Origin of the sequence: Phytohabitans aurantiacus, assembly GCF_027923225.1 — a bacterium.
Lineage (GTDB): Bacteria > Actinomycetota > Actinomycetes > Mycobacteriales > Micromonosporaceae > Phytohabitans > Phytohabitans aurantiacus.
In genome coordinates this window covers 25,430-51,503 of record NZ_BSDI01000073.1, presented here as the reverse complement: position 1 = coordinate 51,503, position 26,074 = coordinate 25,430, and the positions used below count along the sequence as shown (strand labels likewise).

Here is a 26,074-nt window from a genome sequence, read left to right as displayed (position 1 = left end):
GTACCGGCTCAGCCATCCACCCACCTCACGCTCGATAGCGATGTGCTCGCTATCGAGCGTGCAGGCGATCTAACCGGAACCGACCGACCACGCCCGGCGTGTCAGCAAACCCGGTGAACGTTTCTGGTCAGCGCACTAGCGACTTCAGGGACGCCCTGATCACTGCCCGGGGGAAACGAAGTTGTAACGAAGGGTTGACCGCGGGGCGGTCGCGGCGCAGACTTCCGGAAACGTTTACACAAGGAGCTGCGGAGGTCAGGCGCGTGGGGCGTAAACGTTTACACGATGCGGCGGACGGGCGGCCCACGGTGCATACCGTGGCGGCTCGGGCCGGTGTGTCGATCGCCTCCGCATCCCGGGTGCTCAACGGGGTCGGCGGGAGCGCGGAGACGGTACGCCGGGTGCGTGAGGCGGCCGCCGCGGTGGGGTACGTGCCCAATGCGATCGCCCGGTCGCTCCAGTCGCAGCGCACGGGTCTGATCGCGTTCGCGGTCGAGGACATCGGCAACCCGGTCTACGTCGCCATGATGCGCGCCATCGAAGCGGTGGTCGCCGAGTCGGGGCGGCAACTGCTGGTGCACGCGACCAGCGGCCAGGTGGCCAGCGAGACCGCGTTACTGCGGCGCCTCGCCCACCGTTACGTCGATGGCATGATCATTTCTCCGATCCGGGTCACCGACTCGCACGTCGAGGCCATGACGGCGAGTCCGGTGCCGGTGGTCGTGATCGGCCAGCTGCCGGACGCGGTGCCGGTGGACAACGTCCGCACCGACTCGCGCACCGGCGCCGGCCTCGCCGTCGATCATCTGGTAGCCGGTGGGCGTACAAGAGTCGCTTTTCTCAATGGCCCGTTGGACACGGTGCCGGGCGTCGCCCGCGATGCCGGATTCCGCGCGGCCGTGGCGCGCCACGGGATGAGCGCCGACCTGATCGAGGTGGGTGACTTCCAGTATGCGGCGGGCCGCGCGGCCGCGGAGCGCCTGCTGGCGCGATCGCGGCCAGACGCGATCGTCTGCGCCAACGACCTGATCGCGGTCGGCGCGCTGCACGCGCTGCTGGTGTCCGGCCTCCGGGTACCGGAGGACGTCGCCCTGGTCGGCATGGACGACACCGAGCTGGCCCAGATGTCGTATCCGCAGATCTCCAGCGTGTCGCTGGGCTCCGAGATCCGTGGCCGGCTGGCGGCGCAGCTGCTGCTGGACCGGATCGCCGACGCCGGCCTGCCGCCCCGCCGCGAGCAGGTCCCGCCCAGCCTGGTGATCCGCGCGTCGAGCGGAGGCGGCGCATGACCACACTCGCGGAAGCGCCATCCGCCAACAAGCCGGACTACAAGGCGAGAGCGCGGTCCGACCGCACGACGATTTACCTGTTGCTTCTGCCGGCACTGTTGCCGATCGTGGTGCTGTCGGTGATTCCGCTGATGCGCGGCATCTACCTGGGCTTCACCGACGCGCGTGCGGGGCGAAACGTCGACACCAACTTCACGGGCGTCGAGAACTACCGCGAGCTGATGAACGACGACCTGTTCTGGAGCGCTTTCCGGATCGGGCTGGTGTGGGCGTTCGCGGTGACGATCCTGCAGTTCGTGCTGGCGTTCGGGTTGGCGCTGCTGCTGAGCCAGCCGCTGAAGTTTCGCGGGTTCGCGCGGGTGATGGCGCTCGTGCCGTGGGCCATGCCGCCGGTGATTGTCGGCATCATGTGGCGGCTGGTCTACCACCCGGACGCCGGTCTGCTCAACGAGGTGCTGTATCGCGGTGGCGCCGAAGGGCTCCAGCACAACTGGCTCGGTGACTTCAGCACCGCGCTGCCCGCCGTCATCATGGTGGGTGTCTGGTCGGGCATGCCGCAGACCACGATCGTGCTGCTGGCCGGGCTTTCCGGGGTGCCGCGCGAGCTGCACGAGGCGGCCGCGGTCGACGGCGCGACGGCGTGGCAGCGCTTCCGGAGCGTCACGGTGCCGTCCCTGATGCCGGTCATCGTGGCGATCACCTCGCTCGACTTCATCTGGAACTTCAACTCGTTCGGCCTGGTGTATGTGCTGACCGCGGGCGGGCCGGGCGGCCGCACGATGCTGCCGATGCTCTTCGCGTACGAGGAGGCGTTCCGGTACGGCAACTACGGGTACGCCGCCGCACTCGGCAACGTGATGGTCGTGATCATCGTGGCGCTGCTGGCCGTGTACCTGCGCCGCCGGCTGAGGGAGGCGAACGCATGAAAGCGAGCCGGACCGCGCGCGCGTTCCAGTACGTCGCGTTGTTGGTTTACATGGTCTTTCTCGGGTTCCCGCTCGTGTGGATGCTCTCGACGAGCTTCAAGCCGCCGCGGGAGATGGTGGAGATCCACCCCACCCTGATCCCGCACAATCCGACACTCGACAACTACGTGGAGGCGTTCACGGAGCAGGAGTTGGGGCGCGCGGCGCTCAACAGCCTGCAGGTGTCGCTCGCGTCGGCGGTGCTGACGGTGCTGATCGCACTGCCGGCCGCGTACGCCCTGGCGCGCTTCAAAACCAAGCTGGGCACGGCGGCACTGGGCTGGGTACTGCTCTCCCAACTCTTCCCGTTCGTGCTTCTGGTGATCCCGCTGTTTCTCATCCTCCGTCAGGTCGACCTGGTCAACACCCATGCCGGCCTGATCCTGGTCTACGTCGTGTGGGCACTCCCGTTCGCGCTGTGGATGCTGCAGGGCTTCGTCCGCAACATCCCGCGCGAGCTGGAAGAGGCCGCCGCCGTCGACGGCGCCACCCGGTTGCAGGTCCTGCGCCGGGTGGTCGCCCCGCTGCTCGCGCCCGGCGTGGTGGCCACCTCGCTGTTCGCGTTCATCTCCGCCTGGAACGAGTTCTTCTTCGCACTGGTACTGCTCAAGAGCCCCGACCTCGCGACCCTGCCGGTGACGCTGGCGCGGTTCGTGGGCGTCGAAGGCATCGCGAGGCTCGGACCCCTCGCCGCCGGTTCCCTGATGGCGACAATCCCGAGCCTGATTTTCTTCGCATTCCTGCAACGCCGGCTGACCTCCGGGTCACTCGCGGGTGCTGTCAAGGGTTAAAGGAGGCCCCATGCTTCGCAAACTTGCCGCCGTCTCGGTGGCGCTCCTCATAGGACTGTCCGGATGCGGTGACGGTGGCGACGAGGAAACCACAGAAGGCCCGGTGAAGCTGCGGTTCCTCAGCCTCGCCTGGCAGAAGGATTCGCTGGCCGCGAACCGGGAACTGGTCGACAAGTGGAACGCCGAGCACCCCGACATCCAGGTCGAGTACGTGCAGGGCGACTGGAACTCGGTGCACGACCAGCTGCTCACCTCGTTCGAGGGCGGCGACGCGCCGGACATCTTCCAGTACGAGAGCGCGGCGATCGGCGAGTTCGCCAAGCAGGGGTACCTGGCCGACCTGTCCAGCCTCGTGTCCAGCGACCTGAAGGGTGAGATCAGCGACGGCATCTGGAAGACCGTCACGTTCGACGGCAAGGTCGCGGGCGTGCCGTTCCTGCTGGAGTCGCAGGTGGTACTGGCCAACAAGAAGCTGCTCGACGCGGCGAGCATCACCGTGCCGGCGGCCGGCCAGTCGTGGACCTGGGACGAGTTCCAGGCCAACGCGCAGAAGCTCACCAAGAGCGGCACCTACGGCGTGGCCTGGGCACTGAAGTCGCCGACGAACCGCGTGATGAACCTGTCGCTCAACTTCGACGGCAAGTTCTTCTACGACAACGGCGGCAAGACCGAGGTCAAGGTGGGTGACCCCGAGAAGGAGATCCCGCGGCGCATCCACGACATGCTCTACGTGACCAAGTCGGCCTCCCCGGACGCGGTGGGCATGGGCGGTACCGATCCGCTGCCGGGCTTCTTCGCTGGCAAGTACGCGATGCTGCCGGGTGGCGTGTTCCTGCGGCAGCAGATGGTCGAGCAGGCGCCGGCCGGGTTCGAGTGGGTGACGCTTCCGCCCATCAAGGGTGTGAGCGCCAGCCAGGCGGCCAACCCGCAGACACTGTCCATTTCGGAGGACTCGAAGGCCAAGAAGCAGGCGATGCAGTTCGTCGAGTACTTCCTGAACCCGGCCAACATGGCCCGCCTCGCACAGGGCGACTGGCTCGTGCCCACCGGCAAGAAGGCCGGCGCTGAGCTGGTCACCTCGACGGGTGGCAAGCAGGGCTGGGACGTCGCGGTGGCGAGCGCCGGTGACCTGACGATCGCTCCATTCCAGACGGTCGACGGGTACCCGGAGTGGAAGACCAAGTACGCCACACCGGCTCTGCAGCAGTACTTCGCAAACAAGATCACGCTGGACCAGCTCGGTACGCAGCTGGTCGATGGTGGGAAGCAGGTCCTGAGGTAACCATGCGCCTTCTGCTCGACAAGTCGGTCGGCTGCCTCGTGGGCGCCGCGGTTGGTGACGCCCTCGGTGGGGCCACCGAAACGGCGCTCCCCGAGGAGATCCGGAACAGATACGGCGGCTGGGTCGAGGGCATCGTGCCCCCGTTCCACGAGAACTGGGCGACGAACCGCCCACTCGCGCCGTACCACAAGGGCGACGGGCACATCACCGACGACACGTTGATGACCCACGCACTGGTCCGGGCGTACGCGAAGAAGCGCGACCACCTCGACGCGTTCGACGTCGTCGAGTTGCTCGTGCCCGACCTGATCGAGCGGGAGGTTTACATCCCCGACCTGGAGCGCGAGGCGGTGGCCTTCCACCGCCTCGCGGCCGCCGAACGCTGGCTCGTGACGCGGCTGCACCACGCGCACGCCGACCCCCGCGAGGCCGGCGTCGGAAACATCGTCAACTGTGGAGCCGCCATGTACATGGCTCCGGTCGGGATCGTCAACGCCGGTGACCCGGCGGGCGCGTACGCGGAGGCCGTCGAGGTGGGCGGCGCGCACCAGCACAGTTACGGCCGCGAGGCGGCCGCCGTGTTCGCCGCGGCGGTCGCGGCCGCGATGACACCGGGCGCCGTCGTGGGCGAGGTCGTGGAAGCGGCGTTGGACGTGGCCCGGGACGGCACCGGCGAAGCCATCGCCGCCGTCGTCCAGGTGGCCAAGGAGTACGCGGACACGCGTGCCGCCATTCCGGCGCTGCGTGCCGCGGTGGCGCCGTACGACACGGTGGGAGAGGACTACCGCAACCCGGGGCTCGGGGCGCGGCGACCCAGCCGGCTGCACTCCATCGAGGAGTTGCCGGTCGCGCTGGGCATGCTGGTCGTGGCGAACGGGGAGTACCGGGACGCGGTGCTGGGTGCGGTCAACTACGGGCGGGACTCCGACTCGACCGCCACCATGGCGGGGGCGATCGCCGGCGCGCTGGGAGGCTCGCCAGCGGTACCGGCCGAGTGGGCGTCCACAGTGGCGACCGCCTCCCGCACCGACCTGGCCGAGCCGGGACGCGTACTGGCCGACGTCGCCGCTGAGGTGTACGCAGCCGACAAGGCCCGCTTCGCCCGCCGGGCCGAGCGGTACGAGGGGCTGCGATGAGACTCACGTGGGTCCAGCCGGAGGACCTGCTGCCACACGAGCTGGCCACCAGTCGCGACGAGGGCCGCGACGTGTCCGCTGTGGAGGCTCGATGGGTCGCCGCCGGTGGCTCGCTCGACGCCCCGGTGGGCGGGGCGTCACCGCAGCCGGCCAGCACCGAACTACGCGCCCTCGCGATTGAGCTGCTGGACGAGTGCGACAGGCTGCCGGCACCGTCCAGCGACGCGGAAGGACCCCCGGTCATCGGGAGTGACATCGTCGGGGGTCCTTCCGCAAACCCTCAGCGGGTGCACGGGGCGTGGCTCGGGCGGGCGGTCGGGTGCGTGCTCGGCAAGCCGGTCGAGAAGATTCCGCGGCGGGGCATCCGGGAGATTCTGGAGGCGACCGGCCGGTGGCCGCTGTCCGGATACTTCACTGCCGCTGCCCTGCCCGAAGACGTCGCTTCGCGCTGGCCGTGGAACCGCCGCAGCGCGGTGAACAGCCTGGCCGAGAACATCGACGGCACCCCGGAAGACGACGACCTGAACTTCGCGCTGCTCGCCCTGCGGGTACTGGAGACGCACGGCCGCGACTTCACCAGCGGTGACGTGGCACAGGCGTGGCTCGACTGGCTCCCCGGCGGGCGGGTGTTCACCGCCGAGCGGGTGGCGTACCGGAACCTGCTGCTCGGCCTGACGCCGCCGGAGACCGCACGCCGGCACAACCCGTTCCGGGAGTGGATCGGCGCCCAGATCCGCACCGACGTGTACGGCTGGGCGTCCCCGGGCCGGCCCGACGCCGCCGCCGCTCTGGCGTACCGCGACGCGGTGGTGAGCCACGTCCGCGACGGCGTCTCGGGTGCGATGTGGGTGGCCGCGATGGCGTCGACCGCCGTGGTGGCGTCCACGGTCGACGAGGTACTGGACGCCGGCGAGTCCGTGCTGCCGCCGGGTTCCTTCGCCAGCGCGGTACAGGAGGCGCGTGCCCTTGGCGCGGACGGCGCGTGGGAGTCCGTCGTCGACGCGCTGGAGAAGCGCCACGGGCACCTGCACTGGGTACACGTGCGCAACAACGCGGCCCTCGTGGCCGCCGCCCTCGCGTTCAGCGGCGGTGACTTCGACCGGGGAATCTGCGCCGCCGTCAGCGGTGGCTGGGACACCGACTCGAACGGCGCCACGGTCGGTGGTGTGCTCGGCGCCCTGACGGGGGCGGGCGGCATCCGTCCAGACTGGACCGGTCCGCTGAAGGGCCGGCTGTCGAGCAGCATCGGAGGCTTCGACGGGGTGACGTTCGACGAGCTGACCCGCCGCACCATGGAGGTGGCGGGATGATGCCCAACGTCGTGGTGGTGGGCAGCGCCAACATGGATCTGGTGGTGACCGCGCCCACGCTGCCCGGCCCGGGCGAGACCGTGCTCGGTGACGCGTTCACCACGGTGCCCGGCGGCAAAGGCGCCAACCAGGCCGTCGCCGTGGCGCGCGCGGGCGGCCGGTGCTCGTTCATCGGCGCGGTCGGCGACGACAGCTTCGCGGCGGCACTACGCGACAACATGGTGGCTTCCGGCGTCGACGTGAGCCTCCTCCGCTCGGTGGAAGGGCCGTCCGGAGTGGCGCTGATCGCCGTCGACCGCGCCGCGGAGAACCTCATCGTGGTGGCGCCCGGTGCCAACGCGGCACTGACCACACTGGACAAGGCCGACCGGACAGCGATCGGTGCCGCCAGCGTGCTCCTCGCACAGCTGGAGATCCCGGTTGGCACGGTGATCCAGGCGGCCGCCGCGGCGCACGCGGTCGGCACCACGGTGATGCTCAACGCCGCGCCGGCCCGGCCGCTGCCGGTCGAGCTGCTCCAGGTGCTCGACGTGCTGGTGGTCAACCAGGGCGAGGCCGAGGTGCTCGCCGGGCGGCCAGCGTCACCGCACGACCTTCTCGACCTGGTACCCCGCGTGGTGATGACGCTCGGCTCCCGGGGCGTCGCGTACGCCGACCGCGACGGCGTCCGGCTGCACATCGAGGCGCCGCGCGTGACGGCGGTCGACACCACCGCGGCGGGTGACGCCTTCACCGGTGCGCTCGCCGTCGCCCTGGCCGAAGGGCGGCCGATCGACGAGGCGCTGGCCTGGGCATGTGCGGCGGGTGCCGTCTGCGCCCAGCGCTTCGGCGCGTCCAGCTCGCTGCCGACCCGTGACGAGATCGACGAATTGGCGCAGCGGTGAACCCGTACGTACCCAGGCCGATCGACCTGCCGACCGAGGTGCCGCTGGAGGCCGGCGCGGACCTGTCCGCGCTCGACGAGGCGAAGATCTTCGCGGCGCCGCCCGACCCGGCGTCGTGGCCGGCGTGGCGCAGCCGGCTCGACGAGTGGCGGGCCGACGCGCGGCGGCGGCTGTCATACGACGGGTCGCACTACGACGGGATCCGGCGGGACTGCTTCAGCGTCTGCCTGGCCTGGCTGTGGGACGAGGCGCTGTACGACCACGAGCGCGGTGAGTTCACTGTGGACGCGTTCCTCGACGCGGCCGAGCGCGACTTCGGCGGCTACGACGGTGTGGTGCTGTGGCACGCGTACCCGGTCATCGGGCTCGACGAGCGCAACCAGTTCGACTTCTACCGCGACGTGCCGGAGCTGCCGCGCGTCGTGCGGGCCTTTCAGGCTCGGGGCGTGCGGGTCTTCGTCGACTACAACCCGTGGGACACCGGCACTCGGCGGGAGCTGACCACGGACGAGGAAGCCGTCGCTGGCATCGTTTCGTGGCTGGGTGCCGACGGCGTATTCCTCGACACGCTCAAGGAGGGCGCCGGCAAGCTTCGAGTGGCGCTGCCGCCAAACGTGGTGCTCGAAGGGGAGTCCCGGGTGCCGTTGGCCCGGATCGAAGACCACGCGATGTCGTGGGCGCAGTGGTTCGCCGACTCGCAGGTGCCGGGCGTCCTGCGCGCCAAGTGGTTCGAGCGGCGCCACATGCTCCACCACACCCGGCGCTGGCACCGCGGCCACCTTGACGAGCTGCACTCGGCCTGGCTCAACGGCGTGGGCGTGCTCGTGTGGGAAAACGTGTTCGGCGTGTGGGTGGGCTGGAGCGAGCGCGACCGTTCTGTGTTGCGCGCGATGCGCAGGGTGCAGAGCAGCCACGCGGCGTGGCTGAGGTCCGAGGATTGGACGCCGCTGGCCGACCATGCCGGCGGGCAGGTGTACTCCTCACGGTGGGTGCACGACGGCACGCCACTGTGGACGGTGGTGAACCGTGGCGCCGATCACGACGGCCGGTGGCTGATCACCGAGTCAGCGTCGAGCTTCGTCGACCTGGTGACGGGGCGTGTCCTGGACGCCACCCCACTGCCGGACGGCCGCGTGGCGGTCGGTGGGCCGCTGCCGGCGGGCGCGATCGCGGCGGTGGCACCGGGTGACTCCGCTGGGCCGGGCGAGCCGGCGGTGGGCGACCCGTCGTTTCCGGCACGGGCGGCGGTGCGCCTGCGGACCCCGGGCAGCGTGGCGGGGAGCGCGCCGCCAGGCATGAGCGCGGTGTCTCGGGGTAGGTACGAGCTGACCGTGCGGTACCGGGTGCGGGAGACCGGGCTGTACGGGGAGGCGCCCTACGTCGACGAGTGGAAGCCGTTGCCGCCCCGGCTGCACCACACAGGCACCCTGCACCGCACCGTCCACCTGGGACGCTTCGCCATCGCCGCGCGCGAGGTGACGCACGGCGAGTACGCCGAGTTCCGGCGCGCCACCGGATACGAGCCGGTGCGCCCCGAACGCTTCCTGGCCGGTGAGGGCCCCGCGGACGCACCGGTGACGCACGTCGAGCTGGCGGACGCGCGGGCGTACGCGGCGTGGGCCGGGCTGCGGCTGCCCACCGAAGACGAGTGGCAGGTCGCCGCCGAGGCGGGACTGCTCGACCTGACCGGTCCCCGCGTCTGGAACCTCACCGAGAGCGAGCACACCGACGGTCGCACCCGGTTCTGCGTGCTCAAGGGCGGCGCCGACCACCGCGCCGAAGGCTCCGACTGGTACTTCGACGGCGGCCCACAACCGCCCGAGGCGTCCGTCAAGCTGCTGCTGATGGGTGCCGGCCTCACCCGCTCGCCGTCGATCGGCTTCCGTTGCGCCGTTGACCTGGAGGCACCCGTATGAAGAGACTGGCCGTACTCGTAACGGTGCTGCTCCTGGTGACAGGCGGCGCAGCCCGGGCGCAGGCACCGAAGGTGGGCACGCTCAGCACCGCCTCCGCCCAGTCGGCGGCGCTCGGCGGCGCGATCGACTACACCGTCTACCTGCCCTACGGGTACGCGTGGGAGCGCAACGCCGCTGTCCGGTACCCGGTGCTGTACCTGCTGCACGGGCGCGGCGACACCATGCAGGCGTGGACCAGGATCAAGGCCGACCTCGACGCGCTGATCGCCGACGGCACCGTCCCGCCCGTCATCGCGGTACTGCCCGACGCGCCCTGGAACGAGCGCGGCTCCTGGTACGTCGACTCCGCCTACCAGGACGGCAAGGCGGTGGAGACCGCCCTCACCCGAGACCTCGTGTCGCATGTGGACGCCACGTACCGCACGGCGGCACACCGGGGCGCCCGCCTCGTCGGCGGGTACTCGATGGGCGGCTACGGCGCGCTGCGGTACGCGATGGCGCACCAGGACGTCTTCGGCAACGCGCTCGTCTTGAGCCCGGCGGTTTACAATCCGCTGCCCCCGGCGGACTCGTCGGCGCGCGAGTTCGGCGGGTTCGGCGATGGCGACCAGGCGTTCGTCGACGAGGTCTACCAGCGGCTCAACTACCCGGCGCTGCTGCCCGGACTGGACGCGGACACGCCCACCCGGATGTTCATCGCGGTCGGTGACGACGAGTGGGCCAACCCCGACCCGGCCGACGCCACACACGACCTGGACTACGAGGCCGCGACGCTCTACAACGCGGTACGCCGCTCGGACGCGGTGGCCGCGGAGTTCCGGGTACTCGACGGCGGGCACGACTGGAACGTGTGGCGGCCGGCGTTCGTGGCGGGCCTGACCCACCTGAGCGCCACGCTCAGCGCGACGCCGCCAGCGGGGCTCCCAGCGCCGTTGCGCGGCACCGCCGGCGTCGACTGGGCCGGTGGCGTCACCCGGGGCGGCACGCTCGCCTACACGGTGACCGGTGCGGGCCTCGACGCGGTCGTCGAGACACCACAGTGGACCCGCCAGTTCGGCACGCCCGCCAACGACCGGCTGTACGGTGCGGTGGCCACCGCCGACGGTGGCGTGATCGTGGCCGGGTACACCCGTGGCGACCTGGACGGAAAGCACCCGGGCAGCCCGGCGGACGACGCGTTCGTGGCGAAGTACACGGCGTCGGGCGAACGGGCGTGGCTGACCCAGGTCGGCGACGCGGCCAAGGCCGACCGGTTCTACGGGCTGGCCGCCGCGCCGGACGGCGGCGCGTATGTCGCCGGGTACACCAGCGGCGCCTTCGCGGGCGGGACCAGCGCGGGTGACAAGGACGTCGTGGTGGCCCGGATCGGGGCGGACGGTGCGCTCGGCTGGGCGCGCCAGCTCGGCGGCGCGGGCGAAGACAAGGCGTACGCGGTGACCGCCGACGCGACCGGCGTCTACGTGGCCGGGGTGACCTCGGCGGGGCTGCCGGGGATGCCTTACGTCGGCGGTACCGACGGGGTCCTCGCGAAGTTCGATGTGGACGGTACGCCTCGCTGGGTGGCCGGCGAGGGTGGGCCGGGCGACGACCTGCTCGGCGGTGTGGCCATCGCCTCGGGCGGCCAGATCGTGGCGACCGGCTTCACCACCAGCGAAGCGACCGGTCGGGACGCGGTCACCGTCGCCTACGGCGCGGGCGGCGCACAGAAGTGGCGCACCGTCACCGCCGGGCGCGGCGGCGACGTGGGCGCGGAGGTCGTCGCCCTGCCCGATGGCGGCGTGGCGGTGGTCGGGTTCACCAGCAGCGCACTCGGCGTACCGGCCGGCGGCATGGACGGGTTCGCGGTGCGCCTCAACACGCGCGGCAAGCAGGTGTCGGTGGCGCAGTTCGGCAGCGCTCGCGACGACGCCGCCGACCCGTTCGGCGAGGAGAACGTCTACGCCACGCTGGACGGCGACCGGCTGCTCGTCACCGGCCGCACGGCGGGCACACCGGCCGGCGGCGCGGCGCCGGGCAACGGCGACGTCTTCCTGACGGAGGTACCACTATGACGGCGCCGCTCGCGGGGGTGCGGGTCGTCGAGCTGGCCACGCTGTTCGCCGGGCCGCTCGCCACGGCCTTCCTCGGTGACTTCGGCGCCGACGTGGTCAAGGTGGAGCATCCGGCCAAGCCCGACCCGGCGCGCGGGCACGGTCCTGCCAAGGACGGCGTCGGCCTGTGGTCGAAGGTGCTGGGGCGCAACAAGAAGACGATGACGCTGAACCTGTCCACACCGGAGGGTGCAGCCGTACTCACCGCGCTGGTGAAGAGCGCGGACGTCCTCGTGGAGAACTTCCGTCCGGGAACCCTGGAGCGCTGGGGGATCGGGCCGGACGTGCTGCACGCCGCCAACCCGGGCCTCGTCATCGCGCGGATCTCCGGCTTCGGCCAGATCGGCCCGTACGCCAAGCGCCCCGGCTTCGGCACCCTCGCCGAGGCGATGAGCGGCTTCGCGGCGGCGACCGGCGAACCCGACGGCCCGCCGACCCTGCCACCTTTCGGGCTGGCCGACTCCGTGACGGCGCTCGCCACCGCGTACGCCGTCATGCTGGCCCTGCGCACCCGCGAGCAGACCGGCACCGGGCAGGTCGTCGACCTCGCCATCATCGAGCCCATCATGGCGATGCTCGGGCCGCAGATCACCTGGTACGACCAGATCGGGTACGTGCAGCCGAGGCTCGGGAACCGGACGAGCAACAACGCGCCACGCAACACCTACCAGTGCGCGGACGGCCGGTGGGTGGCCGTGTCGACGAGCGCGCAGAGCATCGCCGAGCGGGTCATGCGACTGGTCGGTCGGGCCGATCTCGTCGGCGAGCCGTGGTTCGCGACCGGCACCGGCAGGGCGGCGCACGCCGAGGAACTGGACGGTGCCGTCGCCGCCTGGGTGGCCGAGCGTGGCCGCGACGAGGTGGTGGCCGCGTTCGAGGCGGCGCAGGCCGCGGTGGCTCCGGTGTACGACGTGCGGGACATCCTGGCCGATCCGCAGTACGAGGCGCTCGGCACCGCGATCACGGTGCCCGACGAGGAGTTGGGCGAGGTGCGGATGCAGAACGTGCCGTTCCGGATGTCGGAGACGCCTGGGGAGATCCGGCACGCGGGACGGCGGCACGGGCAGGACACCGACCAGGTGCTGGGCGAGCTCGGGTACTCGCCGGCCGAGCTGGACGGGTTGCGCGAGCGCGGGGTGATCTGATGCTGCTGACCTGGCTGTACGTGCCCGGTGACCGGCCCGACCGGTTCGAGAAGGCGGTCGGCTCGGGCACCGACGCGGTGATCCTCGACCTGGAGGACGCGGTCGTGGCCGGGCACAAGGAGTACGCCCGGTCGGCGGTCGCGGAGTTTCTGAGCGAGCGGCATGGCGTACCGGTCTACGTGCGGGTCGGCCCGGACCTCGACGCCGACCTCGCGGCGGTCGACGGGCAGGTGGGACTGGCCGGGCTGCGACTGCCCAAAGTGGAGTCCGCGGAGCGGGTCAGGGCGGTGGCGGCGCGGACCGGCGCGGAACTCCATCCGATCATCGAGTCCGCGATGGGCGTGGAATTCGCGTACCAGATAGCGAGCGCACACCCGGCGGTGGCCAGCGTCGCGCTCGGAGAGGCCGACCTGAGGTCCGATCTGGGTATCGACGACGACGCGGCGCTGGCGTGGCCGCGCGGCCGGATCGTGGTCGCGGCCCGCGCGGCGGGCCTGCCGCCGCCGGCCATGTCCGTGTACGCCAACGTGTCCGATCTGGACGGTCTGGCCGCCTCGTGCCGAGCCGGCCGCCGGATGGGCTTCGTCGGCCGCGCGGCGATCCATCCCCGGCAGCTACCGGCGATCGTGGCCGCGTTCCGGCCGGCGCCCGAAGAGGTGGCGCAGGCGCTCGCGCTGCTGTCCGGTGTGGACGCCGCGGCGGCGGTGGAGTCGGGAACGGTGGTCCTACCGGACGGCCGCTTCGCCGACGCGGCGATGATCGGCGCCGCTCGCCGCACGCTAGAGCTAGCCGCCCGCTACGACACCCCCGCGTGATCAGGGCGTCCCTGAAGTCGCTCTAACGACTTGAGGGACGCCCTGATCACGAAGTGGGGGCGGTGGGGATCAGGACGCTCAGGCAGGTTACGCAGCCTTCGAGCTTTTCGAACTCGCTCACGTCGACGACGACCGGCGTGAAGCCGAGGTCGGCGAGCATGTGTGCCGTCTTCGGCGCCGAGGCGGCGATCAGCACCCGCTCACCGCCGAGCGGCACCACGTGACAGCCGGACTCCTCGTCGGGCGTGCGCACGGCAGAGAACACGGCGGTGTCGACCAGCTCGCGCCGGGCCAGGACGGTGCCGTCGGGCAGTGCGGTGGCGGCCGACTTGAGGTGCAGCACCGGCCCCAGCGGCACCGCCACGACGTTGCGGTCGGGCAGCAGCCGGCGCAACTGCCGGATGGCGTCGGCGTTGGTGCGACCGCCGCGTCCAACGTAGACGGTGTCGCCGATCTGGAGCACGTCGCCGCCTTCGAGCGTGCCGGGCGACTCGATCCGCGTCACGTCGAGCCCGAGCGCCCGTACAGCCGACTCCGTGCCCGCGACCTCCGGCCTGCGCTGGGGCGCGCCCGGCCGCGTGAGGATCGCCTTTGAACCGCACACCACGACGGTGTCTTCGACGAACACCGAGTCCGGGCTGCCGTCGGCCGGCACCACGTCACGCACGGACCAGCCGGCCTCGTCGAGCGCGGCGCAGTACGCGTCGTGCTGCCGCCGCGCCAGATTGCCGTCGACCGGCGTGCGGGGGATGTGCGTGACGATGCCCTGCGCGAGGCGGCTGCTCGGCGTGCGGACAAGCGCGATTCCACGGTCCATTGATCAAGAACCTCCTGGGCGAGGAGATTACTCGTTCTGCTCCACCGCGCGCTGCACGGCGCGATAGATCTGTCCAAATCGGAGCGCGTCGGTCGTGCGCACCAGCACACGCTCCTCGCCCCGGCACTGCACCCACAGCTCGTGGAGGTTGGTGCCGCGGTCGTACGAGCGCTCCAGCGCCATCAGCGGTATCTCCAGCAGCGGTGCGAGGGCGATCGCCAGCACGACGGCGAGCGCGAGGCCGATGACCGCCGCGCCCGCCCGCTGGCCCCAGTCGGCGAAGAGCGCCGACACCGCGCACAGCGCCCCGAAGCCGAGCGGCGCGGTCAGCAGCGTCACCAGCACCCAGCGGCTGAGCATGCGGGCGCCGACGCGCAGGGAGCGCTTGGTGCGGCGGTGCCAGACGTAGGTCAGTTCGGAGAGCCGGTACACGTCGCCACCCACCCGGATGACCTCCGACGTCACCAGCACCGAGTCATCCTGGTAGTAGCGAGTCACTCACCAAGTGTCACCCGACGGTGCTACTTTCCAGCGCACGCTGGAGGGCGCGGTAGATCTTGCCGAAGCGGAGCGCGTCGCCGGTCTGGAGCAGCAGCACCGGCCGCCCCCGCCAGGTGGCCCAGATTTCCAGCGTGCGGTCGCCCCGCGCGTACGACCGGTCCATGTGCTCCAGCACGAAGTCGGCCACCGGGCCGGCGGCGAGACCGACCAGGCAGGAGGCGCCGACGATCGCGATCGTGACGGTGAGCGAGGCGTCGACCTGGAAGGCGATCACGACACCGATCGCGGCGGCCACGAGCGGGCCGATGATCGCGGCGCCGAGCGCGCCGCGCCCGGCGAACGCCCGCCAGGACCGCGCGCCACGCTGGTGCCAGACCCTGGCCAGCTCCTTCAGCGGATACGCGTGCTCGCCCACCCGGATGGCATCCGAGGTGACCTGCACGGACCGGTCGCTGTAGTAGGTGACCATGGCCCCTCTAGCCTACTGGTATGGCTGAGTTCGTGCGCGTGGAGACGAAGGACGGCATCGGCACCATCCGGCTCGACCGTCCACCGATGAACGCCCTGAACACACAGGTTCAGGAGGAGTTGCGCGCCGCCGCCTCGGCGGTCACCGCCGACACCGAGGTCCGCGCCGTCGTCGTGTACGGGGGCGAGAAGGTCTTCGCGGCAGGCGCCGACATCAAGGAAATGGCCGACATGTCGTACGTGGACATGGCGGCCCGCGCACGGGAGCTGTCCAGCGCGTTCGACGCCATCGCCCGCATCCCCAAGCCCGTCGTCGCGGCGGTCACCGGGTACGCCCTCGGGGGCGGCTGCGAACTGGCCCTGGCGTGCGACTGGCGGGTGGTGGCCGACGACGCGAAGCTGGGCCAACCGGAGATCAAGTTGGGCATCATCCCGGGCGCCGGCGGCACCCAGCGGCTCGCCCGGCTGGTGGGCCCGGCCCGCGCCAAGGACCTCGTCATGTCCGGCCGGATGGTCGACGCCGAAGAGGCGCTTCGGATCGGACTCGCCGACCGAGTGGTGCCTTCCGCAGAGGTCTACGAGGCGGCGATCACGCTCGTGCGCCAGTACACGAATGGCCCCTCGCAGGCATTGCGCGCCGCGAAGCTGGCGATCGACGGCGGTCTCGACATGGACCTCGCCTCGGGTCTGGCCTGGGAGAGTCAGCTCTTCGCGGCGCTTTTCGCCACCGAGGACAAGGCCGAGGGCATGTCCGCGTTTGTGGAGAAGCGCAAGCCGAACTTCCTAGGTAAATAGGCGTTAGAAAGGTAGTCGTAAGGTGAGCGGCATGCCAGCAGACCGGACGCCGACCTCGGGCCATGCCCTCGGGATCGACTTCGGCACCTCGCACACCGTCGCGGTGGTGCGCTGGCCGGATGGGCGGGCCCGGCCACTGCTGGTCGACGGCTCGCCCCTGCTGCCGTCCGCGGTGTACGCCGAGCCCGGCGGCGCCTTCGCGGTCGGGCGCGACGCCCTGCACAGCGCCCGGCTGGACCCCGCACGCTTCGAGCCCAACCCCAAGCGCCGCATCGACGAGGGCACGCTGCTGCTCGGCGACCGCGAGGTGCCGGTGGCCGAGCTCGTCGGCGCCGTTTTCGGCCGCGTCGCCGAGGAGTGGACCCGTACGGTCGGCAAGGCGCGGCCGGCGGTCACCCTGACCTGCCCGGCCACGTGGGGCACCACCCGCCGCCGGCTGCTGGCCACCGCTGCCGCGCGTGCCGGCTTCGACGAGGTACGCCTGGTGGCCGAGCCGGTCGCGGCGGCCACCTACTTCGCCAAGGTGCTCGGGCGGGACGTGCCGATCGGCTCGGTGGTGGTCGTGCACGACTTCGGGGCGGGCACGTTCGACGCGAGCGTGGTGGCCCGCACGTCCAGCGGCTTCGAGGTGCTGGCGGTCGACGGCCGCGACGACATCGGCGGCCTCGACGTCGACGCGGCGATCATCGATCACCTGCGGAAGACGTACGCCGACCGCGACCCGGACGCCTGGGCGCGGCTGGCCAACCCGGCGACGGTGGAGGAGCGGCGCGCCAAGCGGCAGCTCTGGGACGACGTCCGGGTCGCCAAGGAACGGCTGTCCCGCAGCACGGCCGCTGACCTGGTGGTGCCGCTGCTCGACCTTGAGGTGCACCTCACGCGGCAGGAGCTGGAAGCGCTGGCCAGCCCGATCCTGGAGCAGAGCGTCCGGGTGACCCAGGGCGTGATGCGCTGGGCGGAACTGCCCGCCGGGCGGGTGGCCGGGGTGTTCCTGGTCGGCGGTGCCAGCCGGATACCGCTGATGGCGACGCTGCTGCACAGGGCGTTGGGTGAGGCGCCCGAGGCGATCGAGCAGCCTGAGCTTGTCGTGGCCGAGGGGAGCATCCTGGCTGGTGAGGCGCTGCTGGCGAGCGCGCCGCCGGCACCCGGCCCGACCATGCAGATGCGCCCGGTCTCGCCCGCGCCCATGTCCCCGGCTCAGGTGTCCCCGGCTCAGATTTCCCCAGCTCAGGTGTCGCCCGCGCCCGTTTCGCCGGCGCCGCCCAAAACCGTTGGCCGCGTGGTGGTGCCGGGTGCGCAACCGCCCGGGCGCCCGCGCCAGCAGCCCCCGCCGCCGGTCGCGCCGACCCGCCCGATGCCGCGCTTCGACGAGCCAACGACGCCCCGCTACGAGCCCGCGGCAGCGCCGCGCTACGAGCCAGCGGCGCAGCCGCGCCATGAGCCAGCGGCGCAGCCGCGCCATGAGCCAGCGGCCCAGCCGCGCTATGAGCCCGCACCGCCGCGTTACGCGCCGGCCTCGGCCGCGCCGCGCGTGGCGGCACCCGCACCCCAGGTCGCCGCCTACGGGCCGCCGCGCGGCCCGGGACTGCTCTTCCGCCTGTTCCGCGCGCTGATCATCACGTCGTTGCTCATCGTGGTACCGGTCGCCGCCGGCGTCATCGCGTTCAGCCTCGCGCGTGACACGTCGCCGGCGACGGTCATCCAGGACGTGTTGGACTGGATCAAGAGTCGCTGAATACTCTTCCGCCCATGACATCAACGGAGCGGATCGAGGGACACGGCGGCGAGCTGGCCCTGGCGGCGCTGCGGGCGTACGGGGTCACCGAGATGTTCACCCTCTCGGGTGGCCACGTCTTCCCGCTCTACGACGCGGCGCACAAGAGTGGATTCCCCATCTACGACGTGCGGCACGAGCAGTCAGCGGTCTTCGCGGCCGAGGCGGTCGCCAAGCTCCAGCGGCGGCCCGGCCTGGCGGTACTGACCGCCGGTCCCGGGGTCACCAACGGCATCTCTGGGCTGACCAGCGCGTACTTCAACGGCGCGCCGGTGCTGGTCATCGGCGGCCGGGCGCCCGCGTTCCGGTGGGGGTCGGGCAGCCTCCAGGAGATCGACCACGTGCCGCTGGTCGCCCCGGTCACCAAGCACGCCGCGACCGTGCTGGCCAACGAGGAGATCCCGGCCGCCATCGCGGGCGCGCTGACCGCGGCGCTCACCCCGCACCGCGGCCCGGCCTTCCTCGACCTGCCGCTCGAAGTGATCTTCTCGGCGGGCGACGCGCCCGCGGTCGCGGATCCGGCGGTACCGGTCATCGAGCCGGACCCCGACGAGGTGGCGAAGGCCGCGCGGCTCATCGCCGCGGCGGAGCGCCCGGTGATCATCGCTGGCTCCGACGTGTACGCGGGCGACGCGGTGGCCGCCCTGCGGGAAGCCGCCGAGGCGCTCCAGGTGCCGGTGTTCACCAACGGCATGGGGCGCGGTGCCCTGCCGCCCGAGCATCCGCTGGCGTTCGCCAAGTCCCGGCGTACCGCGCTCAAGGGCGCCGACGTCGTCGTGGTGATCGGCACGCCGCTGGACTTCCGGCTGGGCTTCGGCGACTTCGGTGCCGCCCAGGTCGTACACGTCGTGGACGCGCCATCCCAGCGGGCCGCGCACACCGCACCCGCCGTGGCACCGGCTGGGGACCTGCGACTGATCCTGTCCGCGTTCGCCGATCACGACGGCACCCGGGCCGATCACAGCGGCTGGATCGCTGACCTGCGCCAGGCCGAAGACGCCGCCAAGGCCCGGGACGCCGAGGAGATGGCCGCCGAGACCGACCCGATCCGCCCCGCCCGGGTGTACGGGGAGCTGCGGCGGGTACTGGCCCGCGACGCGGTGACCATCGGCGACGGCGGTGACTTCGTCTCGTACGCCGGCAGGTACCTGGAGCCCGCCCAGCCGGGCACGTGGCTCGACCCTGGCCCGTACGGCTGCCTCGGCACCGGCATGGGCTATGCGATGGGCGCCCGGGTGACGTACCCCGACCGGCAGGTGTGCGTCCTGATGGGCGACGGCGCGGCCGGCTTCTCGCTGATGGACGTCGAGTCGCTGGCGCGGCAGCAGCTGCCCGTGGTGATCGTGGTGGGCAACAACGGCATCTGGGGACTGGAGAAGCACCCGATGCGCGCCATGTACGGGTACGACGTGGCCGCCGACCTCCAGCCCGAGCTGCGGTACGACGACGTGGTCAAGGCGCTCGGCGGAGCCGGCGAGACGGTGGCGAAGGCGGCCGACCTGGGCCCGGCCCTCAAGCGCGCCTTCGAGGCCGGCGTCCCGTACCTGGTCAACGTCCTGACCGACCCGGCCGACGCGTACCCGAGGTCAGCCAACCTCGCCTGAACCGTGATCAGGGCGTCCCTCAAGTCGTTCTAACGACTTGAGGGACGCCCTGATCACGAAGAGCGGGGTGTCAGGTGGGTATCAGCACTCTGTCAGTGCGCCGGGGCACGGTCGCTGGCATGACAGACACACACGCCATCCTCGCCGAGGGCTTGGTCAAGCGCTTCGGTGAGACCACCGCGCTGGACGGCGTCGATCTCGCCGTCCGGCGCGGGTCGGTGCTGGGCCTGCTGGGCCCGAACGGCGCCGGCAAGACCACAGTGGTCCGCATCCTGGCCACGCTGCTGCGCCCGGATGCCGGACGCGCCACGATCGGCGGGCACGACGTCGTACGCGACGCGCACGAGGCGCGCCGCCTGATCGGGCTCACCGGGCAGTACGCCTCCGTCGACGAGTCGTTGACGGGTACCGAGAACCTCATCCTCATCGGCCGCCTGCTCGGTCTGCCCCGTGCGGAGGCGCGGCAGCGGGCGGCGGAACTGCTCGCCGAGTTCCGGCTCTCGGACGCGGCCAGCAAGCCCGCGAAGGCGTACTCGGGTGGCATGCGGCGCCGCCTCGACCTGGCCGCGAGCCTGGTCGGACGGCCGCAGGTGCTCTACCTGGACGAGCCCACCACCGGGCTGGACCCGCGCAGCCGCAACGAGATGTGGGACATCGTCCGCGAACTGGTCGGCGGCGGGGTGACCGTGCTGCTCACCACCCAGTACCTGGAGGAGGCCGACCTGCTGGCCGACGAGATCGTGGTGATCGACCACGGTCGGGTGATCGCCACCGGCAGGCCCGACGAGCTGAAGGGCAGGGTCGGCGGGCAGATACTGGCCGTACGCCCGAAGCTCGTGAGCGACCTGCCGATCGTCGAGTCGGTGGTGGCCCGGGTGGCCGGCGCCACGCCGGAGGTGCGCGACGGGCTGGTCACCGTACCGGCCTCCGACAGCGCCCTGCTGCCGGCCGTGGTGCGCCACCTCGACGAGGCCGAGGTGCAGATCGGCGAGCTGGCCCTGCGCGGCGCGAGCCTCGACGAGGTGTTCCTCTCCCTCACCGGCCACACCACCGAGAAGCAGGAGGTCGCGGCATGACCGCCATGGCGATGCCCCGGCAGACGCTCACGCTCGCGTGGCGGAGCCTGGTGCAGATCAAGCACAACCCGGCGGAGCTGCTCGACCTGAGCATCCAGCCGATCATGTTCGTGGCGCTGTTCACGTACGTCTTCGGCGGCGCGATCTCCGGCTCGACCGGCGACTACCTCACGTTCGCGCTGCCCGGGATCATCGTGCAGAACGCGCTCTTCGCCTCGGTCACCACCGGCGTGGGCCTCAACAGCGACCTGACCAAGGGAGTCTTCGACCGGCTGCGGTCGCTGCCCATCGCCCGGTCGGCGCCGCTGGCGGGGCGCATCCTCGCCGATACGGCCAAACAGGCGTGGTCGATCGCGTTGATCCTCGGCTTGGGTGTCGTGCTCGGGTTCCGGGTGGACAACGGTGTCGCGGGCGTACTCGGCGCGTTCGCCCTGCTGCTGGTCTTCAGCCTGGCCGCGTCGTGGATCGCGGTACTGGTGGGGCTGCTCGCCAGCGAACCGGAGAAGGTGCAGATCTTCGCGTTCGTCGTGATCTTCCCGCTGACCTTCACCAGCAACGCGTTCGTGCCCACCGAGACGATGCCCGGCTGGCTCCAGGCGTGGGTCGACGTCAACCCGGTCACGATCCTGGCCGACGCGACCCGTGGACTGCTCACGGGTACCGTGTCGGCGAGCCTGATCGGCCAGTCGCTGCTGTGGGCGGCGGCCATCGCGGCGGTCTTCGCCCCGATCGCGATCCGCACCTTCAAGCGGAAGGTATGAAGTTTCGCACCGTGTCGATCGTTGCGCTCTGTCCACTCTCGAACGCCTCGGCGAAGTTCGCGTCGCCGAGGCGTTCGCGTACCGCCTGCTCCAGGCGCGGGCCGTCGCGCACCGACATGTCGAGGCCGCCCCGGACCGCGTCGGCGACGCCGAGCAGCTTGGCCGCCAGCGCCGGCTGGTCGCGGCGCATCGCCAGGTCGACGTGCCCCACCACCGCGTGCCCGATCACCGGCGCGTCACGGGACAGGATGGCGTGGTCGAGAGCGGCCTGGTGGTGCCGCTCGGCGGTCGCCAGGTCGCCCCGCTCGGCCTCGACCAGACCGAGCGCGGTGTTGATCAGCGCCGGCCACTGTGGAGACGAGTTGAACTCGCTCACCACATCGAGCGCCCGGGTCAGGTGCCTCTTGGCGCCGTCGAGATCGCCCATGCCGTGCAGCGTCGCGCCCAGGTGGTACCCCACCGAGCCCCGCGCCTCGTCGGTGCCGATCCGGTCGGCGGTGCGCTGCGCGTGCTCCAACTCCGCGATGGCCCGGTCGGTATCGCCGATCAGCCAGAGCTGGTACGCGTACCGGGCCTGCATCTCGGGCACGTCCTCGGCCACCCCGAGGGGCACCAGCTCGGCCAGCGACTCCTCGAAGTAGGCGGCGGCCCGCGCGTGATCGCCGTATCGGGCGGTCTGCTCGGCGAGCGCGGAGAGCGTGACGGAGATGCCCCAGCGGTCACCCAACGACCGGAACTCGGTCAGCGCCTGCGCGAAGTTCTCCGCCGACGCGTTGTCGCGCAGCCCGATGTTCACCTCGGCGTGGCCGTACATCATGTGTGCCACGCCCCGCACCCACGCCGATGGGTGGTCGAAGCAGCGGCGCAGGCCGGCGAGCGCCGCGTCGTTGTCGGGCGGCGAGGCGAACAGCTGGGCCATCGGACCGACCAGGCTGAGCATCGGGTGCCGGTCTTCCCGGCCCGTCGCCAGGTGCGCGGCACGGCTCATCAGCTCCTGGCCCCGTTCGAGCTGGAAGAGCCCGGCGACCACGTTGAGGGCGGCGATCGAGGCGGCGCCCGCGACGAGGGCCGGGGGCACGTCACCGGGGAGCGCGAGGGCCTCCTCGGCCAGCTCGGCGCCTTCCGCACGGCGACCGCGCAGCCACCAGTACCAGCCGAGGGCGTCGGCGAACCGCACCGCGCGGTTGGCGTCGGCCACCCCGATCGTCCAGCGCATCGCGCTCAGCAGGTTGTCATGGTCGGCGTCGAGGCGTGCCAGCCAGTCGAGCTGCTCGCGGGTGCGCAGGAAATGGTCCGCGCGCTGCGCGAGCCGCAGGAAGTGCCGGGCGTGCGCTTGCCTGGTCACCTCGGTCTCGCCGGCCTCGTCCAGCCGCTCCAGGCCGTACGCCTTGATGGTCTCCAACAGCCGGTACCGCCCATCGGCGTCGGCCACGACGAGTGACTTGTCGACCAGGGCGTACAGCAGGTCCGGGTCGCCGCCGCAGACCGCCTCGACGGCTTCCGGGGTGGCGCCGCCGGCGAAGACCGCGAGCCGGCGCAGCAGCACGCGTTCGGGCTCGTCGAGCAGCTCCCAGCTCCAGTCGACGACCGCCCGGAGCGTCTGGTGCCGGGGGAGCGCCGTGCGGCTACCGGCCGCCAGCAGCCGGAACCGGTCGCCGAGCCGGGTGGCCAACTGGTCGGTCGTCATGGCGCGCAGCCGGGCGGCGGCCAGCTCGATCGCGAGCGGCATGCCGTCGAGCGCCCGGCAGACCGTGAGCACCTGCTCGGTCACCCGGAAACCGGGTCGCACCGCGGCGGCCCGGTCGGCGAAGAGCCGTACCGCCGGATAGGCGAGCGCGTCGTCGGCACCGGTACCGGCGGGTGGCAGCGGCAGTGGCTCGACCGGGTACAGCGACTCGCCGGTGATGCCCAGCGGCTCCCGGCTGGTGGCGAGCACCCGCAGGCGCGGGCACCGGGAGAGCAGCCCGTCGGCGAGGCGCGCGGCCGCGTCGACCAGGTGCTCGCAGTTGTCGAGCACGATCAGCGCCCGCCTCGACCCGAGCGCACCGGTCAGCCGGGCCAGCGGGTCGGTCGGCTCCACCGGCACCCGGCTGCGGGTGTTGACCAGCGCCTGCTCGCGCAGGCCGAGCGCGGTGAGCACCACCGATGCCAGCTCGGCGGCGTCGGTCACCGGTGCGAACTCCACCAGCCACACGCCGTCGGGCGCCTGGCCGGACGCCACCCGGGCCGACTCGATGGCCAGCCGGGTCTTGCCGGCGCCGCCCGGGCCGGTGAGCGTGGTCAGCCGCGCCTCGCCGACCAGCTTGGTGACCCGCCGGACGTCTTCGTCCCGCCCGACGAAGCTGGTGAGCGCGGCTGGCAGGTTGGTGTGCGGCCCCTCTTCCGGTGGCGGAACCGGGTCGCGCAGGAGTGCGACGTGCAGCGCGGTCAGCTCGGGGGACGGGTCGGTGCCCAGGGACTCGGCGAGTCCCACCCGCAGCCGCTCGTACACCTCCAGCGCCTCCGCGGGGCGGCCGGCTGCGCGCAGTACCCTCATCAGCCGCGCGGCGAGGCGCTCCCGGAGCGGGTGCTCGTGGGCGAGGGCGGCGAGTTCCAGTACCAGATCAGCACCGTCACCGGCGGCGAGTGCGGCGTCGGCCCGGTCCTCGGCGGCGGCCAGCCGCAGTTCGGTGAGGTGCGCGGCGGCCGCGCGGGCGAACGGCGCCTCGGCCACCTCGGCAAGCGCCTGCCCCCGCCAGAGTGCGAGCGCCGCCCCGAGCGTCGCGGCGGCGCCCGGCGGATCCGTGGCCAGCTGCGCCCTGCCGGCGGTGACCTCCCGCTCGAACCGCCGTACGTCGATCGCGTCCGGCGGCACCCGCAGCCGGTATCCGGCGGGCTGCGACTCGATCACCCCGTCGGGCAGGGCGCGGCGCAGCCGGGAGATCAGGGCCTGTAGCGCGTTGGCGGCACCGGCGGGCGGGTCGTCTTCCCACAGCGCGTCGATGAGCGCGCTCGTGGTGACCACCCGGCCCGGGTCGAGCGCGAGCCGGATCAGCAGCGTGCGCAGCCGCGCGCCACCCAGCTCGACGAGCCCGCCGCCACCGGCGCGGACTTCGAGCGGGCCGAGCATCGCGATCTGCACGGCGTCGATTCTGCCCTGACCGGATCAGGGGGTGTCGGGGTCGGAGTCCTTGCGGCGCAGTTCGTCTTCGCGGCGCTGCAGGTCCTCCTCCCACTGCTCGAAGAGTTCGCGGTCGCGGCGGGACTGATCGGTGTTGAGCTTGCGCAGGAAGTCGGGGTCGTCGTCGGGTGCGGTGGGGCGCGGCGGGGCCGCGGGAACGCCACCGGTCCCCACCGGCCTGCCGGCGAGGAACCACGCGATCGACCCGACCAGCGGGAAGAACAGGATTATCAGCACCCAGACGAGCCGCGGCAGCGCGCGGATCTCGTCCTCCTCAGCGGAGAGGCAGCTGATGAGCGCGATCACCGCGAGCGCGATCTGCACCACGAAGATCAGCAGGTAGAGGCGGACCATCCCCCAATGATGCGCGCTCTAGTCGAGGACCAGGAGCAGACCGATGCCCGTGTACGCCACCGTCGCGAGCGCGAGCAGGACCAATGTGCGCGGTCCGCGTACACCCGGCGTCCGGATGCGACGCCGGCCGAGGACGAACGCGGCGACCCAGACGGCCACCGCGGCGGCCACCACCAGGGGCAGGCCGTCGACCGCCGCCATCCGGGCGCCGAGCACCGCCACCGCGCCCATGGCGAGCAGCGTGCGGCGCCAGGCGAGCTGGGTGCGCTCGAACGGGACGCCGGGCTCACGCTCCATCGAAGGCCTGCACCACGACCGCGGCGACCAGTACCAGCGCGCCGACGCCGACGAGGATCGCCAGTACCGCCGGGAAGCGCGAGGCCGGCAGGTCTCGCCCGAGCCGCATGGCGCGTTCGGTGCGCGCCCAATGGTCGACCGCGCGCACCGCTACCGCGCCGCCCAGCAGCAGGAGCGCGATCGCGATTCCCTCGCGCAGGTGTGCGATGGGCATGGGCGGCAGGAACTGCGCGGCGGCAAGCCCGCCGGCCACCAGCGCCAGCCCGGTGCGGATCCAGGCGAGGAAGGTGCGTTCGTTGGCCAAGGAGAACCGGTAATCGGGCGTGGTGCCGGTTTCCCGTACCTCGTCTGTGTCGAACCACCGCCTGATCACGCCCAGCACACCAGCGATTATCTGCCCCCGTAATGTGTGACGCGTGACCGACCTGACGTCTCAGGACCGCGTGACGTTGAAGACCGCCGCGTTCGGCGCGGTGTTCCTGGTGTCCAATGCCGACCCGGGCTTCTTCGCGATGTTCAAGGAGAGCTTCGCGGCGTCGGGCGCGCTGGCGGGGGCCACCGGCCTGGTCAAGGAGGTACTGACCACAGGCACGCTGCCGCAGTTGCCGCGCCGTTCGCCGGCCGACGTCGAGGCGATCGTGCTGCCGGCGCTGGAGCGCTCGATGGCGATCCTGCGCGAGAAGGCGCCCGGCGAAGCCGACAACTACCGGGCCACCGTGATCGCCGCGGTCGAGCAGACCGCTCAGGCCACGCACGGCGTCAACGAGCGCGAGGCAGATGTGATTAACAAGGTCCGGGGGGCGCTGGGCGCACCTCTTACTGGTGAGTAACATACGGCTTGTGG

The 26,074-nt window shown here is 71.8% G+C and carries 24 protein-coding genes; 17 read left to right on the top strand and 7 right to left on the bottom strand.

Going from position 1 to position 26,074, the window contains the following annotated elements:
- The first annotated feature begins 317 nt into the window (after window positions 1-317).
- The 11 genes from QMG73_RS41160 to QMG73_RS41110 are packed head-to-tail and all read left to right on the top strand — an operon-like array spanning window position 318 to window position 13,623.
- Window positions 318-1,289, top strand: coding sequence for a LacI family DNA-binding transcriptional regulator (locus tag QMG73_RS41160; protein WP_281904839.1), 972 nt, complete (start codon window positions 318-320; stop codon window positions 1,287-1,289).
- Entirely contained in the window at window positions 1,286-2,215 is a 930-nt protein-coding gene (locus QMG73_RS41155; protein ID WP_281904836.1) for a carbohydrate ABC transporter permease, read from the top strand. The genes QMG73_RS41160 and QMG73_RS41155 overlap by 4 nt, the downstream gene beginning before the upstream one ends.
- Window positions 2,212-3,045 carry a carbohydrate ABC transporter permease gene (locus QMG73_RS41150; RefSeq protein WP_281904834.1) on the top strand — a complete coding sequence of 278 codons (834 nt, stop codon included), beginning with the start codon at window positions 2,212-2,214 and terminating at the stop codon, window positions 3,043-3,045. Before QMG73_RS41155 ends, QMG73_RS41150 begins: the two co-directional genes overlap by 4 nt.
- A gap of 10 nt (window positions 3,046-3,055) precedes the next feature.
- A complete protein-coding gene (locus tag QMG73_RS41145) occupies window positions 3,056-4,327 on the top strand; it encodes an ABC transporter substrate-binding protein (RefSeq protein WP_281904833.1) in 1,272 nt (423 codons plus the stop codon).
- 2 nt (window positions 4,328-4,329) lie between these two features.
- Window positions 4,330-5,463 carry an ADP-ribosylglycohydrolase family protein gene (locus tag QMG73_RS41140; RefSeq protein WP_281904831.1) on the top strand — a complete coding sequence of 378 codons (1,134 nt, stop codon included), beginning with the start codon at window positions 4,330-4,332 and terminating at the stop codon, window positions 5,461-5,463.
- Entirely contained in the window at window positions 5,460-6,773 is a 1,314-nt protein-coding gene (locus QMG73_RS41135; RefSeq protein WP_281904829.1) for an ADP-ribosylglycohydrolase family protein, read from the top strand. Before QMG73_RS41140 ends, QMG73_RS41135 begins: the two co-directional genes overlap by 4 nt.
- Window positions 6,770-7,657 carry a ribokinase gene (locus QMG73_RS41130; protein WP_407676927.1) on the top strand — a complete coding sequence of 296 codons (888 nt, stop codon included), beginning with the start codon at window positions 6,770-6,772 and terminating at the stop codon, window positions 7,655-7,657. The genes QMG73_RS41135 and QMG73_RS41130 overlap by 4 nt, the downstream gene beginning before the upstream one ends.
- Entirely contained in the window at window positions 7,654-9,573 is a 1,920-nt protein-coding gene (locus tag QMG73_RS41125) for an SUMF1/EgtB/PvdO family nonheme iron enzyme (protein WP_281904827.1), read from the top strand. The genes QMG73_RS41130 and QMG73_RS41125 overlap by 4 nt, the downstream gene beginning before the upstream one ends.
- Window positions 9,570-11,624 carry an alpha/beta hydrolase-fold protein gene (locus QMG73_RS41120; RefSeq protein WP_281904825.1) on the top strand — a complete coding sequence of 685 codons (2,055 nt, stop codon included), beginning with the start codon at window positions 9,570-9,572 and terminating at the stop codon, window positions 11,622-11,624. The genes QMG73_RS41125 and QMG73_RS41120 overlap by 4 nt, the downstream gene beginning before the upstream one ends.
- The gene (locus tag QMG73_RS41115) at window positions 11,621-12,808 is read left to right on the top strand and encodes a CaiB/BaiF CoA transferase family protein (protein ID WP_281904823.1); all 1,188 of its coding nucleotides are present in this window, start codon (window positions 11,621-11,623) and stop codon (window positions 12,806-12,808) included. The genes QMG73_RS41120 and QMG73_RS41115 overlap by 4 nt, the downstream gene beginning before the upstream one ends.
- Window positions 12,808-13,623 carry an HpcH/HpaI aldolase/citrate lyase family protein gene (locus QMG73_RS41110; protein ID WP_281904820.1) on the top strand — a complete coding sequence of 272 codons (816 nt, stop codon included), beginning with the start codon at window positions 12,808-12,810 and terminating at the stop codon, window positions 13,621-13,623. Before QMG73_RS41115 ends, QMG73_RS41110 begins: the two co-directional genes overlap by 1 nt.
- 46 nt (window positions 13,624-13,669) lie before the next feature.
- On the opposite strand, the gene ddaH is transcribed toward QMG73_RS41110, so the two are convergent.
- Genes ddaH through QMG73_RS41095 form a run of 3 tightly spaced genes read right to left on the bottom strand, consistent with a single transcriptional unit; the run spans window position 13,670 to window position 15,410 of the window.
- Window positions 13,670-14,440: a dimethylargininase gene (gene ddaH / locus QMG73_RS41105; protein WP_281904817.1), complete on the bottom strand. Its 771-nt coding sequence runs from the start codon at window positions 14,438-14,440 to the stop codon at window positions 13,670-13,672.
- A gap of 27 nt (window positions 14,441-14,467) precedes the next feature.
- Window positions 14,468-14,938, bottom strand: coding sequence for a DUF6232 family protein (locus tag QMG73_RS41100; RefSeq protein ID WP_281904815.1), 471 nt, complete (start codon window positions 14,936-14,938; stop codon window positions 14,468-14,470).
- Between the two features lie 10 nt (window positions 14,939-14,948).
- A complete protein-coding gene (locus tag QMG73_RS41095) occupies window positions 14,949-15,410 on the bottom strand; it encodes a DUF6232 family protein (protein ID WP_281904813.1) in 462 nt (153 codons plus the stop codon).
- 20 nt (window positions 15,411-15,430) lie between these two features.
- Here QMG73_RS41095 and QMG73_RS41090 point away from each other — a divergent pair, with 20 nt between their 5' ends.
- The 5 genes from QMG73_RS41090 to QMG73_RS41070 all read left to right on the top strand — a co-directional run bounded on the left by QMG73_RS41090 (window position 15,431) and on the right by QMG73_RS41070 (window position 21,419).
- Window positions 15,431-16,204: an enoyl-CoA hydratase/isomerase family protein gene (locus QMG73_RS41090; RefSeq protein WP_281904811.1), complete on the top strand. Its 774-nt coding sequence runs from the start codon at window positions 15,431-15,433 to the stop codon at window positions 16,202-16,204.
- 31 nt (window positions 16,205-16,235) lie between these two features.
- A complete protein-coding gene (locus QMG73_RS41085) occupies window positions 16,236-17,939 on the top strand; it encodes an Hsp70 family protein (protein WP_281904808.1) in 1,704 nt (567 codons plus the stop codon).
- 14 nt (window positions 17,940-17,953) lie between these two features.
- Window positions 17,954-19,582 carry an acetolactate synthase gene (locus QMG73_RS41080; RefSeq protein ID WP_281904806.1) on the top strand — a complete coding sequence of 543 codons (1,629 nt, stop codon included), beginning with the start codon at window positions 17,954-17,956 and terminating at the stop codon, window positions 19,580-19,582.
- 119 nt (window positions 19,583-19,701) lie between these two features.
- Window positions 19,702-20,658: an ATP-binding cassette domain-containing protein gene (locus QMG73_RS41075; RefSeq protein WP_281904803.1), complete on the top strand. Its 957-nt coding sequence runs from the start codon at window positions 19,702-19,704 to the stop codon at window positions 20,656-20,658.
- Window positions 20,655-21,419, top strand: a complete 765-nt coding sequence (locus tag QMG73_RS41070) for an ABC transporter permease (protein ID WP_281904801.1) — start codon at window positions 20,655-20,657, stop codon at window positions 21,417-21,419. Before QMG73_RS41075 ends, QMG73_RS41070 begins: the two co-directional genes overlap by 4 nt.
- Here QMG73_RS41070 and QMG73_RS41065 read toward each other — a convergent pair.
- The 4 genes from QMG73_RS41065 to QMG73_RS41050 are packed head-to-tail and all read right to left on the bottom strand — an operon-like array spanning window position 21,403 to window position 25,612.
- Window positions 21,403-24,540: a BTAD domain-containing putative transcriptional regulator gene (locus tag QMG73_RS41065; RefSeq protein ID WP_281904800.1), complete on the bottom strand. Its 3,138-nt coding sequence runs from the start codon at window positions 24,538-24,540 to the stop codon at window positions 21,403-21,405. The two genes, QMG73_RS41070 and QMG73_RS41065, sit on opposite strands and share 17 nt — an antisense overlap.
- A 24-nt stretch (window positions 24,541-24,564) precedes the next feature.
- Complete coding sequence (locus tag QMG73_RS41060; protein WP_281904798.1) at window positions 24,565-24,933, bottom strand: PLD nuclease N-terminal domain-containing protein; 369 nt, start codon at window positions 24,931-24,933, stop codon at window positions 24,565-24,567.
- Window positions 24,934-24,951: 18 nt separating this feature from the next.
- Window positions 24,952-25,230 (bottom strand): DUF202 domain-containing protein, encoded by a 279-nt coding sequence (locus QMG73_RS41055; RefSeq protein WP_281904795.1) that lies wholly within the window; start codon window positions 25,228-25,230, stop codon window positions 24,952-24,954.
- A complete protein-coding gene (locus QMG73_RS41050) occupies window positions 25,220-25,612 on the bottom strand; it encodes a YidH family protein (protein WP_281904792.1) in 393 nt (130 codons plus the stop codon). Before QMG73_RS41050 ends, QMG73_RS41055 begins: the two co-directional genes overlap by 11 nt.
- Before the next feature lie 34 nt (window positions 25,613-25,646).
- Between QMG73_RS41050 and QMG73_RS41045 the strand changes: the two genes are divergently transcribed.
- On the top strand, window positions 25,647-26,060 hold the full coding sequence (locus QMG73_RS41045) for a hypothetical protein (RefSeq protein WP_281904790.1): 414 nt from the start codon (window positions 25,647-25,649) through the stop codon (window positions 26,058-26,060).
- Window positions 26,061-26,074: the final 14 nt, after the last annotated feature.

Excerpts from the sequence above, each read along its gene's own strand:
- QMG73_RS41155 (WP_281904836.1), top strand. The coding sequence starts at position 1,286 with ATGACCACACTCGCGGAAGCGCCATCCGCCAACAAGCCGGACTACAAG.
- QMG73_RS41140 (WP_281904831.1), top strand. The coding sequence starts at position 4,330 with ATGCGCCTTCTGCTCGACAAGTCGGTCGGCTGCCTCGTGGGCGCCGCG.
- QMG73_RS41135 (WP_281904829.1), top strand. The coding sequence starts at position 5,460 with ATGAGACTCACGTGGGTCCAGCCGGAGGACCTGCTGCCACACGAGCTG.
- QMG73_RS41070 (WP_281904801.1), top strand. The coding sequence starts at position 20,655 with ATGACCGCCATGGCGATGCCCCGGCAGACGCTCACGCTCGCGTGGCGG.
- QMG73_RS41110 (WP_281904820.1), top strand. The coding sequence starts at position 12,808 with ATGCTGCTGACCTGGCTGTACGTGCCCGGTGACCGGCCCGACCGGTTC.
- QMG73_RS41130 (WP_407676927.1), top strand. The coding sequence starts at position 6,770 with ATGATGCCCAACGTCGTGGTGGTGGGCAGCGCCAACATGGATCTGGTG.
- QMG73_RS41145 (WP_281904833.1), top strand. The coding sequence starts at position 3,056 with ATGCTTCGCAAACTTGCCGCCGTCTCGGTGGCGCTCCTCATAGGACTG.
- ddaH (WP_281904817.1), bottom strand. The coding sequence starts at position 14,440 with ATGGACCGTGGAATCGCGCTTGTCCGCACGCCGAGCAGCCGCCTCGCG.
- QMG73_RS41075 (WP_281904803.1), top strand. The coding sequence starts at position 19,702 with ATGACAGACACACACGCCATCCTCGCCGAGGGCTTGGTCAAGCGCTTC.
- QMG73_RS41150 (WP_281904834.1), top strand. The coding sequence starts at position 2,212 with ATGAAAGCGAGCCGGACCGCGCGCGCGTTCCAGTACGTCGCGTTGTTG.
- QMG73_RS41095 (WP_281904813.1), bottom strand. The coding sequence starts at position 15,410 with ATGGTCACCTACTACAGCGACCGGTCCGTGCAGGTCACCTCGGATGCC.
- QMG73_RS41090 (WP_281904811.1), top strand. The coding sequence starts at position 15,431 with ATGGCTGAGTTCGTGCGCGTGGAGACGAAGGACGGCATCGGCACCATC.
- QMG73_RS41115 (WP_281904823.1), top strand. The coding sequence starts at position 11,621 with ATGACGGCGCCGCTCGCGGGGGTGCGGGTCGTCGAGCTGGCCACGCTG.
- QMG73_RS41060 (WP_281904798.1), bottom strand. The coding sequence starts at position 24,933 with ATGGTCCGCCTCTACCTGCTGATCTTCGTGGTGCAGATCGCGCTCGCG.
- QMG73_RS41080 (WP_281904806.1), top strand. The coding sequence starts at position 17,954 with ATGACATCAACGGAGCGGATCGAGGGACACGGCGGCGAGCTGGCCCTG.
- QMG73_RS41085 (WP_281904808.1), top strand. The coding sequence starts at position 16,236 with ATGCCAGCAGACCGGACGCCGACCTCGGGCCATGCCCTCGGGATCGAC.
- QMG73_RS41120 (WP_281904825.1), top strand. The coding sequence starts at position 9,570 with ATGAAGAGACTGGCCGTACTCGTAACGGTGCTGCTCCTGGTGACAGGC.
- QMG73_RS41055 (WP_281904795.1), bottom strand. The coding sequence starts at position 25,230 with ATGGAGCGTGAGCCCGGCGTCCCGTTCGAGCGCACCCAGCTCGCCTGG.